Raw genomic sequence first — 12,930 nt, forward strand, 5'->3', positions numbered from 1 at the left:
ACGGAATGATCTCGCACCGCATGGTGGCGGCGACGACGCTGGCTGTATCAATCTGGCTGGGGACGAATGCACAGGCGCAGCAATCCAATCTGCCGCTGAAGATCGGCGTGCTGGCCGATTTCGCTTCGGTCTATTCCGACATCGGTGGCCAGGGCAATGTCGAGGCGACGAAGATCGCGATCGAGGAATTCGGTGGCCAGATGTTCGGCAAGCCGATCGAGCTGGTGACGGCCGATGCGCTCAACAAGGCCGATGTCGCGGCCACCATCACGCGCAAATGGTATGAGGCGGAAAATGTCGACATGATCATCGACATGCCGACCTCGGCGACCGCTTTGGCCGGCATGGAGATGTCGAAGCAGTTCGAGAAGATCATGATCGTGACGGACGCCGCGTCGTCCGACATCACCGGCAAGTCATGCTCGCCCTACACCGCGCACTGGACCTACGACACCTACGGCAATGCCCACACCGTCGGCAGCGCCATCGTCAAGCAGGGCGGCGATAGCTGGTACTTCATCACAGCCGACTATCTGTTCGGCCATTCGATCGAGCGCGACACCGGCGACGTGGTGCGCGCCGCAGGCGGCAGAGTCGTCGGCTCCTCGAAACATCCGCTCAACACCGCGGACTTCTCCTCGTTCCTGCTGCAGGCGCAGGCGTCGAAGGCGAAGATCGTCGGCCTCGCCAATGGCGGCGGCGACACCATCAATACCATCAAGCAGGCCTCCGAATTCGGCATCGTCGCCGGCGGGCAGAAGCTGGCGGGCATCGTGATGTTCATCTCCGACATCCACTCGCTCGGGCTGAAAATGGCGCAGGGCCTGATCATCACCGAGGCCTATTACTGGGACCTCAACGACCGCACCCGCGCCTTCGGCAAGAAGTTCTTCGACAAGATGAAGCGGATGCCGACCATGAACCAGGCGGCGACCTATAGCGCGACGCTGCATTATCTCAACGCCGTGAAGGCCGCCGGCACGCGCGCCACCAAGCCGGTGCTGGCCAAGATGCGCGAGACGCCGGTGCGCGACGCCTTCACCGACAACGGCGTGCTGCGCAAGGATGGCCGCATGGTGCACAGCATGTTCCTGCTCGAGGTCAAGAAGCCGGAGGAGTCCAAGGCGCCGTGGGATTACTACAAGGTGCTGGCCGAAGTGCCGGGCGAGCAGGTGTTTCGCCCGATGAAGGACGGCGGGTGCCAATATGTGAAGTGAGCGTAGCCCGGATGGAGCGAAGCGAAATCCGGGGCCGGCTTATCGATCAAGCTACGCTTCCCGGATTGCGTGGTCGCGCCGCTTACGCGACACGTCCACTCCATCCGGGCTACAGGCTCTACGCCACCTGCGCCTCGTCCGCTTCCGGCACGATGCTCTGCGCGCGCAGCAATTCGACGATCTCGACATTCGGCCGGGCGCGGCTGAACAGGTAGCCTTGCGCCTCATGGCAGCCCTCGGCGCGCAGGCAGGCCAGTTCGTCCTCGGTCTCGACGCCTTCGGCGGTGATGGTGACGCCGAGGCCCACGCCGAGGCTGATGATCGCGCGCACGATCGCCTGGGCATCGCGGTTGGCGCCGAGGTCGCGCACGAAGGACTGGTCGATCTTGATCTTGTCGAACGGAAAGCTGCGCAGATAGCTGAGCGACGAATAGCCGGTACCGAAATCGTCCATCGAAATCCGCACGCCGAGCGCACGCAGCGCATGCAGCGTCGCCAGCACCTGGCTGCTCTTTTCCAAAAGCAGCGTCTCGGTGATCTCCAGCTCCAGTCGCCGGGCCGGCAGGCCGGATTGCTTCAGCGCATCCATCACGATCGACAGCAGATTGCCGACGCGAAACTGCAGCGGCGACAGATTGACCGCGACGCGCACGGGGTCCGGCCACGCCGCGGCCTCCATGCAGGCGCGGCGCAGGATCTGCGCGCCCAGCACATTGATCAGGCCGGTGTCTTCGGCGACCGGGATGAAATCGCCCGGCGAGATCATGCCGCGTTCCGGATGCTGCCAGCGCACCAGCGCCTCGACCCCGGTGATGCGGCCGCTCTTGAGGTCGATCAGCGGCTGGTAGTGCGGCCGCAGCAGGTCGCCCTGGAGCGCGGCGCGCAAATCGAGCTCGATCTTGCGCCGGGTCTGGGCACGCGCATCCATGCCGGCTTCGAAGAAGCTGAACGTGCCGCGCGAATCGTTCTTGGCGCGCGACAGCGCCATGTCGGCGTTCTTCATGAGCCGCTCGGAATCGTCGCCGTCGGAGGGCGCCATCGCGATGCCGACGCTGGCGCCGATCACCACCGAATGGCCATCGAGCAGAAAGGGTTCGCTGATCGCCTGGAGCAGCCGGCGCGCCAGCAGCACGACGTCCTCGGGACGGTTGATGCCGGTCTGAATGATGGCGAATTCATCGGAGTTGAGCCGCGCGACCGCGTCTTCCTCGCGCACGGTCGAGCGCAGCCGGCGCGCCACGCCGCGCAGCAGCTTGTCGCCGATGCCGTGGCCGAGCGTGTCATTGATGGACTTGAAATTGTCGAGGCCGAGAAACAAGATGCCGGCCTTCTCGCCGCCGCGACGGGAGTGCGCGAGCACCTCGTCGAGCCGCTGGCGAAGCAGGTTGCGGTTCGGCAGCCCGGTCAGGCCATCGTGATGCGCCATGAACGCCAGCCGCATCTCGGCGCGCTTGCGCTCGGTGATATCCATCAGGGCCAGCATCACCGCCGGCTCGTCACCATAGGTCAGGTGGCGAGAATAGATCGCCAGATCGATCAGCGAGCCGTCGGCCTTAACGTGCTTCCAGGTCCGCGCCGCCTGCTCGTCGCTGGACTGGTCGCGCGCCCAGGGCGCCTCGGCTTCGAACGCCTGCAGATGGCGGATCGTCAGCCGCTCGAACTCGGCGCGGGTATAGCCATAATGCTCCACCGCGGCGTCGTTGACGCCGACAATGCGTTCGTCGTCGAGGGCGCAGACGATCATCGGCACCGGGTTGCTGTCGAACAACAGCCGGAACGAGGCCTCGCGCTGTTTCAGCTCGGTGATATCGACGCGCAGTCCGATGACGTCGCCGCCCACGGTCAGGCGCTCCTCGATCAGGATGACGCGGCCGTCGGCGAGGGTCTGCTCATGGCGTTCGCCGGGATGAAACAGCCGGGCGACCCGCTCGGCGATCCATTCGTCCTCGCGGCCGATCGCCTCCGGATAGTCGCCGCGCTCGACGCCGACGCGGATCGTATCCTGCAGCCGCGCGCCGGGCACGAACTGGTCCGAACTGCGGTTGTAGATCTCCGCGTATTTTTTATTCCAGAGGATGTAGCGACCGTCGGAATCGAGAAACACGACGCCCTGCGGCAGGATGTCGATCGCCTCGCGCAGCCGCTCGTGGGATTTGCGGGCGTCGGCGACCGCCGCCTCGGCTTGCGCGCGCTGGCGCACGATCTCGCCGATCTCGCTGGCGCGCCGGCGTGTCGCCAGCTTTGGCGCAGCTTGCATCGTGCGGCCGATGCGGATCGGAGGTTCGCCGGCTTTCAGATTCTTCTTCGCCGCTGGCCGGAATTTCGGCATGTCGCTTCCACTTGCATCCTGCAAGAAGTGGTTGTGCGGGAAAGTCTCTAAAAAATTGGTATCACTTCGCCGTGACCATGTTGTTCTGCTTTGGCGGTAGTGAGTCATTGTACATCGACCTGCCTGGACAATAGGCACAAACCGGCGGAACGGCGTCCTCGGCCACCGGATGACCGGCATAAAGCACTCATAAAGCGAGATAAAATAAGCGCATGACAGCGTCGGGAAAGGGGTGCCGATAATTGCGCCAGTCGAAGATTAAGTTAGCGAAGTGTTAACGGATCACGGCTGAAATGGACGTCCAGTTGCGCTAACATGGACCGGCATGAACAGACGTCTGATGGCATCGCTGCTACTTCCCGCGACGATGGTCGCGATCGCTTCCATCGTCGCGATCGCTTTGATCGACGGCGCGTGGGCGCAGGACAAGGGCAGTGTGCAGCCGAAGCCGCTGCCGCCGCTGGCCAATCCGAACGACCCGCAGCTCGGCGCCAAGGAGTTGTTCGGCCGCAAGGTGCTGCCGTCGCGGACGCCGACGCAGGTATTTGGCTTCTACGCCCGGGGCTGCATCGCCGGCGCCGAAGCGCTGCCGATCAACGGGCCGAACTGGCAGGTGATGCGATTGTCGCGCAACCGCAACTGGGCGCATCCGCAGATGATCGACGTGCTGGAGCGGCTGGCGGCCAAAGCCAACCGGATCGCAGGCTGGCCCGGCCTGCTGGTCGGCGACATGTCGCAGCCGCGCGGCGGCCCGATGATCACCGGCCATGCCAGCCATCAGGTCGGGCTCGATGCCGACATCTGGCTGACCCCGATGCCCAACCGGCAATTGTCGCGCAACGAGCGCGAGGAAATGTCGGCGGTGATGATGGTGCGGCGCGACCGGCTGGATATCGATCCCGCGGTGTGGACGCCGAGCCATCTCCCCGTCATCCGCGCGGCGGCGCAGGAGCCGGCGGTGGAGCGCATCTTCGTCAATGCCGCGATCAAGAAGGCGCTGTGCCGCGAGGCCAGAGGCGATCGCAACTGGCTGTCCAAGGTGCGGCCGATGTACGGACACGACTATCACTTCCACGTCCGCATCAAATGTCCGGCGGGCAGCGCCGACTGCGAGTCGCAGCCGCCGCCGACGGACAGCGAGGGCTGCGGCACGGCCGAACTGGGCTACTGGTTCAGCGACGCGGTGCTGCATCCGAAGCCGCCGCTGGTGCCGCCGAAACCGAAGCCGCCGATGACGCTGGCCGAGTTGCCGCCCGCCTGCCGGCAGGTGCTGGCCGCACCGTAGTCACAGATGACGGCTCATCATCGGGCTTTACGCCGTCCCTCAGCCTGCTAATGTTGCTACGCGATATGCCCGACGATCGTAAATCGCCGGGCTTGCTGGAACGGCGCTTCCGCCTGTCGCCCCCTCCCTCGACAACGCCGGGTATGCGTGCGCTTCGCGCTGTGGACCTGCATGGAGCGCCAGATGAACCGATTCTCTGTAACTGCCCTCGCTTTCATGATGCTGCTCGGAGCGAATTATTCGTCCGCGCAGGCCCAGGACAAAAGCCTGACAGTGTTCGCCGCCGCCTCGATGAAGAACGCGCTGGACGATATCAACGCCGCCTATTTCGCCAGGACCGGTATCAAGGTCACGGCGTCCTACGCCGCCAGTTCGGTCCTCGCCAAACAGATGGAACAGGGCGCGCCGGCCGATGTGTTCGTGTCCGCCGATACCGACTGGATGGACTACGCGATTGTAAAGAAGACCATCAACGAGCCGACCCGGGTCAACCTGCTCGGCAACAGCATGGTGCTGATCGCCGCCAAGGATTCCAAGCTCGACAACGTCACGATCGATCAGGGCTTCGATCTCGCGAAACTCGCCGGCGACGGCCGGATCGCCACCGGCGACGTCAAGTCGGTGCCGGTCGGCAAATACGCCAGAGCGGCGCTCGAAAAGCTCGGTAGCTGGGCGGCCGCCGAGCCGAAATTCGCGATGGCCGACAGCGTCCGCGCCGCTTTGGCGCTGGTGTCGCGCGGCGAGGCGCCGCTCGGCATCGTCTACGCCACCGACGCCAGGATCGATCCCGGCGTCAGGATCGTCGGCACCTTCCCGGCCTCGTCACATCCGGCCATCATCTATCCGGTCGCCGCGACCGCAATGGCGAAGCCCGAAGCCGCCGGCTATCTCGCCTTCCTGAAGACCACGGCGTCGAAGACGATCCTGGAGAAATACGGCTTCAACTTCCTGATCAGCCCGACGACCTGACGACGTGTTCGACATCTCCCCCACCGAATGGACGGCGATCCTGCTCTCGCTCAAGGTCGCCGTGATCGCCACGCTGGTCTCTACCCCGCTCGGCATCGGCGTCGCCTGGCTGCTGGCGCGGCGCAATTTCTGGGGCAAGTCGCTGGTCGATGCCGTGATCTATCTGCCGCTGGTGTTGCCGCCGGTGGTGACCGGCTATCTGCTGCTGCTGACGCTCGGCAAGCGCGGGATGGTCGGCAGCTTCCTGGCCGAGCATTTCGGCATCGTATTCGCGTTTCGCTGGACTGGCGCCGCGCTCGCCTGCGGCGTGATGTCGTTCCCGCTGTTGGTGCGGCCGATCCGGCTGTCGATCGAGGCGGTCGACCGCAAGCTCGAACAGGCGGCCGCCACGCTTGGCGCCAGCCCGTGGAAAGTGTTTGCCACCGTGACGCTGCCGCTGGCGATGCCCGGCGTGCTGGCCGGCATGGTGCTGGGGTTTGCCAAGGCGATCGGCGAGTTCGGCGCCACCATCACCTTCGTCTCCAACATTCCCGGCGAGACCCAGACGATTGCCTCGGCGATCTATTCGCTGATCCAGACGCCCGACGGCGACACCGCAGCACTTCGGCTGGTGATCATCTCGATCGGCATCGCGGTCGCGGCCCTGATCGCCTCCGAGTGGTTCGCGCGCCGCGCCACCCTTCGCCTGCACGGGAATTGACCATGCTGCGTGTCGATGTCAGCAAGAAGCTCGGCCATTTCAACCTTGAAGTCGCCTTCACCACCGAGGGCCGGGTCACCGGTCTGTTCGGCAGCTCCGGCGCCGGCAAGACCTCGCTGGTCTCCCTGATCGCCGGCCTGGAGACGCCTGATCGCGGCCACATCAGCATCGACGACGAACCACTGGTCGACACCGCGGCCGGTCTCGATGTCCCGCCGCATCGTCGCCGCATCGGCTACGTGTTCCAGGACGCGCGATTGTTTCCGCATCTCGACGTCGCGCAGAATCTCGATTACGGGCGGCGGATGAATGCGCTTCCGCGCGATCCTGCGCAGGAGAGCCGCATCAATGCGCTGCTGGATATCGGCGATCTCCTGCAGCGCCGTCCCGGCAGCCTGTCCGGCGGCGAGCGCCAGCGCGTGGCGCTCGGCCGCGCGCTGCTGTCACGGCCGCGGCTGTTGCTGCTCGACGAGCCGCTGGGCGCGCTCGACGACGAGCGCAAGACCGAAATCCTGCCCTATCTGGTGCGGTTGCGCGACGAGGCCGACATCCCGATGGTCTATGTCAGCCACGACCCCGACGAGATGCGGCAAGTGGCGACGGATGTGGTGATCCTGAAGCGCGGCAGGGTGGCTGCGTTTGGCGGCGTCGAGGTGTTGCCTCAGCCGTAGCGTGGGCAAAGGCGCCCTTGCGCCGTGCCCACCGCGTTACGATTGGCGGTGGGCACGCCCCGACGCGCTTCGCGCGCCAGAGCTTTGCCCACCCTACGAAACCGTCACGCCCCCGACAGCGACTTCCAGACCTTCAGCAGCCGACGCTTGGCGAACTGCCGTCGTGTCAGCTTTGGCGCCGGCGCCTCCTCGTCTTCGGGCAACCGCAAGCCGACGACGTTGACCCGGCCGCCGCCGAGGCTGCGCGCCACCAGATCGATCGCATCCACCGGCAGCGCGGCGCCGACGGTGGGCGCGCGGTCGAGATGGACGTCGAAATAATCCGCCAGCGTCAGGCCGGTTTCGGCCGGGTCCACGGCGATGCCGTAGATCGCGGCGAGGTCGCCGAGCGTGATCTCGCCGGACACCACGAAATCGCCGAGCAGATGCGGATCCGGCGCGGTGCTCGGCGGCATATCGACGAAGAAGCGATCGAGCGACTCGGCCTTTTCCGGCGGCGCCAGCAGATACAGATAATCGCCGGCCTCGACCGGATCGGCCTCGGCGGGCGTGAGAATCCGCTCGTCGCGGATCACCAACGTCGGCTTCGACCACGACGGAATCAAACCGCGCTTGAGATACAGACTCTTCGGCCGCACCGAATAGCCGACCAGTTGCTGTTCGAGCTGGCCCGGCAGGTCGAGTTCGATGCGCCGCGGGCCCTTGTCAGAGCGCGGCAACGCGACCAGCAGCTTTCGCGCGGCGAAGGCGAGCGTCCAGCCCTGCAGCAGCAGCGAGATGATGACCACGACGAAGGCGACGTCGAAATACAGATAGGCCTTGGGCAGCCCGACCAGCATCGGAATGGAGGCCAGGAAGATCGCCACCGCGCCGCGCAGCCCGACCCAGGCGACAAACAGCTTCTCGCGCCAGTTGAAGCGAAACGGCGCCAGGCACAGGAACACCGCGACCGGCCGTGCCACCAGCATCAGCACCAGCGCCACGGCGACCGCGGGCACGATGCTCACGATCAGGCGCTGCGGCGACACCAGCAGGCCGAGCATCACGAACATCACGATCTGCGCCAGCCAGGTCGCGGCATCGAGGAAGGCCACCACCGAATTATGCGCCCGCGTCGGCCGGTTGCCTATCACGATGCCGGCGAGATAGACCGCCAGGAAGCCGGAGGCGTGCAGCATCTGCGACAGGCCGAAGATCACGAGCGCCGCGGTGCAGACGAACGGCGCATGCAGCCCCTGCGGCAGAGCGACACGGTTCAGCGACAGCACCACCATCCGGCCGCCGACCACGCCGATCAAGGTGCCGAGCACGACCTCCTGGGCGAATTCCAGCGCGACATGGCCCGCCGTGGCACTGCCCAGCGCGATGATCTTGACCAGCATCAGGGTAAGGAACACCGCGAACGGATCGTTGGTGCCGGATTCGACCTCCAGCGTGGCGCCGACGCGCGGCCGCAGCCGCAGGCCCTGGCCGTGGATCAGCAGGAACACCGCGGCAGCGTCGGTCGAGGCGACCACCGCGCCGATCAGCAGTGCCTCGGTCCAGTCGAGCCCGAGCGCGAATTTCGCCACCGGGGCGGTGATCAGCGCCGTCAGCAACACGCCGACGGTGGCCAGCATCATCGAGGGCGCGAGCACGGCGCGGATACTCTGGAAGCGCGTTTTCAGCCCGCCGTCGAACAGGATCAGCGCCAGCGCCACGGAGCCGACCAGATAGGTCGTGTGGACGTCGTCAAAGCGAATACCGCCCGGCCCAGAATCGCCCGCCAGCATGCCGATGAAAAGAAAGAACAGCAGCAACGGCGCGCCGAAGCGCAGCGCAAGCAGGCTCGACAGCATCCCGGCCATCACCAGCACGCTGCCGAGCAGAATGGAAAGGCTGACTGAATCGAGTGAGGCCATGAGACTCCGCGGTGAAAGGATGCACCTGCATGTCTATCGTCGGCTCCGGTGGAGGCCAACCGATTTCTGCCCGGAGCAATCCAACCGCTGCAGCACGGCCTGCCACGCCGAGCATGCCCGCCGATGGCGCCGGCGCGGCGCTTGTGTGAATCTACCGCCCATCGAATCAACCAGCGCGCGGCGGGGCGTCACGATGCTTGAACTCAACGACGGCTACGAAATGCTGCTGGCCGCGGCCCGGTCATGGGGCGCCGAGGTCACCTCGCCGTGGTTCTACCTGCAGTTCGGCGTGATGCTGACCGGCGCGGGCGTCGCCTTTGCCATCGGCGCGGCCATCCGGGCCCGGACCGACCTGACCGCGCTGGCGATGGGCTGGCCCGGCCCGCTGCGGATGCTGACGCGCATCCTGATCAGCAGCGCCTCCACCGCGGCCTTCGCCGTGCTGATGACCATCGCCCGCATCGTCATGTCACACTCGACCTGGCCGAGCCGCAGCTACCTGCTCGCGGTCGCCGCCAAGCTGGCACTGGCTTGGCTGGTGATCCGGCTGGTCACCAGCGTGATCCGCAACGAGTTCATGGTCCGGCTGGTGGCGATCTCGGCCTGGCTGGTCGCCGCATTGAGTATTCTCGGCCAGCTCGGCGCCACCATCGCGCTGCTCGACTCCGTCGGCATCGAACTCGGCGACCTCCGCCTGACGCCGCTGCTGCTGATCAAGCTCGGCGTGCTGCTGGCGGTGGCGCTGTGGCTGTCGAACCTCGCCAGCAACTTCCTCGAAGGCCGCATCAACCAGGCGCACGACCTCACGCCGTCGATCCAGGTGCTGCTGGTCAAGCTGGTGCGGCTGTTGCTGATGGTGTTCGCCATCGCGCTGGTGATGGGCGCGGTCGGCATCAACCTGTCGGCGCTGGCGGTGTTCTCCGGCGCGGTCGGCGTCGGCATCGGCTTCGGCCTGCAGAAGATCGTCGCCAATTTCATCAGCGGCGTCATCCTGCTGGCCGACAAATCGGTGAAGCCCGGCGATCTCGTCACCATCGGCGACAGTTCCGGCCGCATCAGCGCGATGAACACGCGCTACATCTCGGTCGCTGCCGGCGATGGCCGCGAATTCCTGATTCCGAACGAGGACCTCATCACCCAGAAGGTGGTGAACTGGACCTACACCGACAAGGATACGCTGGTGAAGGTCAGTTTCGGTGCCAATTACGACGCCGATCCGCGCCTCGTCTGCAAGCTCGCGATCGAGGTCGCGGCGGCCTCGCCGCGCGCAAGCCTGGCCAAGCCGCCGAATTGCCTGCTGGCCGAATTCACCGAAGCCGGCATGAAGTTCGCGCTGACCTTCTGGATCGACTCGCCGGACGGCATGGACGCAGTCAAGAGCGACGTGATGCTCGGCCTGTGGGACGCCTTCAAGCGCGAAGGCATACGCGTTCCATATCCCGTGCGCGAACTACGAATTCGCGGCGGCGCACTGCCGGTGGAGAATGCCGTGATCGAGATGCCGGGTTAGCGCGGAAAATTTTTCGTCGCGCGACGCTATCCTGAACAAAGAAATTCTTCGGCTTCGCACTCGTTCACTGGCGCAGGCCGCATCACGTCGTAACGGGCGCAATCGTTCATGTGCCTTCGTCTGGATCATATGATCCATTCCCAGCCCTGCTTCCCCGAAATTATCGTCCGGCCTCTCTGCGATCCCTCATCGTCGCGCGGGGATCGCATCAGAGCGTGAGCTTCATCGCGACAGCACCGGAAAAGGAAGCAACCATGAATTCGCAGTTCTACGGATACCAACCCGCCTCGCCGCCGCCAGGAATGCTGGCCGGCCAGCAACTCGCACCGCAGGGTGTCATCGGCGATGCCCTCGGCCAGCTCGGCGGTCCGCTCGGCGGATGGATCGGCGGGCGGTTCGGCAATCAGGGCCTCGGCCAGCAGATCGGCGGAATCGCCGGCCAGCTCGGACGCCTGCTGCCGTTCGAGGCCGGACCGCAGGGCTACGATCCCTATGCGCAGTACCAGCAACAAGCCGCCGCGCAGCTTGCGCCGCAGGGCTTCTTCGGCGATCTGCTCGGACAGGTCGGTGCCCCGCTCGGCGGCGCGATCGGTGGACGGTTCGGCAACCGCGGTCTCGGCCAGCAGATCGGCGGAATCGCCGGACAGCTCGGCCGCCTGCTGCCGTTCGAAGCCGGACCGCAGGGCTACGATCCCTATGCGCAGTACCAGCAACAAGCCGCCGCGCAGCTTGCGCCGCAGGGCTTCTTCGGCGATCTGCTCGGACAGGTCGGTGCCCCGCTCGGCGGCGCGATCGGTGGACGGTTCGGCAACCGCGGTCTCGGCCAGCAGATCGGCGGAATCGCCGGACAGCTCGGCCGCCTGCTGCCGTTCGAAGCCGGACCGCAGGGCTACGATCCCTATGCGCAGTACCAGCAACAAGCCGCCGCGCAGCTTGCGCCGCAGGGCTTCTTCGGCGATCTGCTCGGACAGGTCGGTGCCCCGCTCGGCGGCGCGATCGGCGGACGGTTCGGCAACCGTGGCCTCGGCCAGCAGATCGGCGGCATCGCCGGACAGCTCGGCCGCCTGTTGCCGTTCGAAGCCGGACCGCAGGGCTACGATCCCTACGCGCAGTATCAGCAGCAGGATGCGAGCGGTCAGCTCGCGCCGCAGGGATTCTTCGGTGACGCCATCGGCCAGCTCGCCGGCCCGGTTGGCGGATGGATCGGCGGACGCCTTGGCAATCGCGGGCTGGGCCAGCAGGTCGGCGGCATCGCCGGACAGCTCGGCCGGCTATTGCCGTTCGAGGCCGGACCGCAGGGCTACGATCCCTACGCGCAATACCAGCAGCAAGATGCGGGCGGCCAGCTCGCGCCGCAGGGATTCTTCGGCGACCTCGCCAGCCAGTTCGGCGGGCAGATCGGCGGCGCGATCGGCGGGCGTCTCGGCAACCGCGGTCTCGGCCAGCAGATCGGCGGCATCGCCGGACAACTCGGCCGGCTGCTGCCGTTTGAAGCCGGACCGCAAGGCTACGACCCCTATGGGCAATATCAGCAGCAAGCCGCTGCGCAACTCGCGCCGCAGGGTTTCATCGGTGACGCCATCGGCCAGATCGCAGGTCCGGTCGGCGGATGGATCGGCGGACGCTTCGGCAACCGCGGCCTTGGCCAGCAGGTCGGCGGCATCGCCGGACAGATCGGCCGGCTGCTGCCGTTCGAGGCCGGACCGCAGGGCTATGACCCCTACGCCCAGGCCCAGCAGCAGGATGCCAATGGGCAACTCGCGCCGCAGGGCTTCTTCGGCGGCCTTGCCGGAAGCGTGCTTGGCGGCCTCGGCGGCGGTGCGATCGGTCGGGCGTTCGGCAACCGCAACCTCGGGCAGAACATCGGCAGGATAGCGGGCGGGGCTCTTGGCACCCTGCTGCCATTCGAAGCCGGCCCGCAGGGTCTCGGCAATGTCCCGATCTATCAGAACTACGGTTACCCCGGCAGCTACATCGGGTGACGCGACAACATCGTCCGCCGCGGCGCTTGCGTGCCGCGGCGGACCTGACACATTGCGAGGCGCCTGCGGCGGAATCGCCGCGGGCGCTTCCCTCCAGCAAGGACGAACATCATGGCCAATGGGTCAGGCGACTTCGACCAATTCCTGATCGCGCCGCGCGGCAACGCGGCCGACCTTTCCGCCTTCGAAGAGCATCTCAAAAAAATTCCCGGCGCGCAAATTCTCGAGCGCGGCGGACGCGCGGACCAGCCGCGGCTGGTCGTCAATCTGCCGACGCAGTCGTTCGACGAACTGCGCTCCCGCTTCAACGACACGCTGATCATCGAGCCCAACGCCAGGCTGACGCCGTTCTGACCGCGCGGCCGG

The 12,930-nt window shown here is 66.1% G+C and carries 10 protein-coding genes; 8 read left to right on the forward strand and 2 right to left on the reverse strand.

The window, feature by feature from the left end; all coding sequences use genetic code 11:
• Positions 1-5 precede the first annotated feature (5 nt).
• Positions 6-1,217 carry an ABC transporter substrate-binding protein gene (locus tag FIU28_RS24005; RefSeq protein ID WP_143575611.1) on the forward strand — a complete coding sequence of 404 codons (1,212 nt, stop codon included), beginning with the start codon at positions 6-8 and terminating at the stop codon, positions 1,215-1,217.
• 118 nt (positions 1,218-1,335) lie between these two features.
• Here the strand turns inward: FIU28_RS24005 and FIU28_RS24010 are convergent, their stop codons facing one another.
• The gene (locus tag FIU28_RS24010; RefSeq protein WP_441351658.1) at positions 1,336-3,474 is read right to left on the reverse strand and encodes a sensor domain-containing protein; all 2,139 of its coding nucleotides are present in this window, start codon (positions 3,472-3,474) and stop codon (positions 1,336-1,338) included.
• Positions 3,475-3,871: 397 nt separating this feature from the next.
• Here FIU28_RS24010 and mepA point away from each other — a divergent pair, with 397 nt between their 5' ends.
• The 4 genes from mepA to modC all read left to right on the forward strand — a co-directional run bounded on the left by mepA (position 3,872) and on the right by modC (position 7,171).
• Positions 3,872-4,831 (forward strand): penicillin-insensitive murein endopeptidase, encoded by a 960-nt coding sequence (gene mepA / locus FIU28_RS24015; RefSeq protein ID WP_143575613.1) that lies wholly within the window; start codon positions 3,872-3,874, stop codon positions 4,829-4,831.
• Between the two features lie 183 nt (positions 4,832-5,014).
• Entirely contained in the window at positions 5,015-5,800 is a 786-nt protein-coding gene (gene modA / locus FIU28_RS24020; RefSeq protein WP_143575614.1) for a molybdate ABC transporter substrate-binding protein, read from the forward strand.
• 4 nt (positions 5,801-5,804) lie between these two features.
• Positions 5,805-6,500 (forward strand): molybdate ABC transporter permease subunit, encoded by a 696-nt coding sequence (modB, locus tag FIU28_RS24025; protein WP_143575615.1) that lies wholly within the window; start codon positions 5,805-5,807, stop codon positions 6,498-6,500.
• A 2-nt stretch (positions 6,501-6,502) separates the two neighbouring features.
• Positions 6,503-7,171, forward strand: a complete 669-nt coding sequence (gene modC / locus FIU28_RS24030; protein WP_143575616.1) for a molybdenum ABC transporter ATP-binding protein — start codon at positions 6,503-6,505, stop codon at positions 7,169-7,171.
• 104 nt (positions 7,172-7,275) lie between these two features.
• Here the strand turns inward: modC and FIU28_RS24035 are convergent, their stop codons facing one another.
• On the reverse strand, positions 7,276-9,072 hold the full coding sequence (locus FIU28_RS24035) for a potassium/proton antiporter (RefSeq protein WP_143575617.1): 1,797 nt from the start codon (positions 9,070-9,072) through the stop codon (positions 7,276-7,278).
• A 193-nt stretch (positions 9,073-9,265) separates the two neighbouring features.
• Between FIU28_RS24035 and FIU28_RS24040 the strand changes: the two genes are divergently transcribed.
• The 3 genes from FIU28_RS24040 to FIU28_RS24050 all read left to right on the forward strand — a co-directional run bounded on the left by FIU28_RS24040 (position 9,266) and on the right by FIU28_RS24050 (position 12,918).
• Positions 9,266-10,582, forward strand: coding sequence for a mechanosensitive ion channel family protein (locus tag FIU28_RS24040; protein ID WP_143575618.1), 1,317 nt, complete (start codon positions 9,266-9,268; stop codon positions 10,580-10,582).
• 254 nt (positions 10,583-10,836) lie between these two features.
• On the forward strand, positions 10,837-12,564 hold the full coding sequence (locus tag FIU28_RS26725; protein WP_210247743.1) for a hypothetical protein: 1,728 nt from the start codon (positions 10,837-10,839) through the stop codon (positions 12,562-12,564).
• Between the two features lie 111 nt (positions 12,565-12,675).
• Positions 12,676-12,918, forward strand: a complete 243-nt coding sequence (locus FIU28_RS24050; RefSeq protein ID WP_143575619.1) for a hypothetical protein — start codon at positions 12,676-12,678, stop codon at positions 12,916-12,918.
• Positions 12,919-12,930: the final 12 nt, after the last annotated feature.

The sequence above is a fragment of the Tardiphaga sp. vice154 genome (genome assembly GCF_007018645.1).
Classification (GTDB): domain Bacteria; phylum Pseudomonadota; class Alphaproteobacteria; order Rhizobiales; family Xanthobacteraceae; genus Tardiphaga.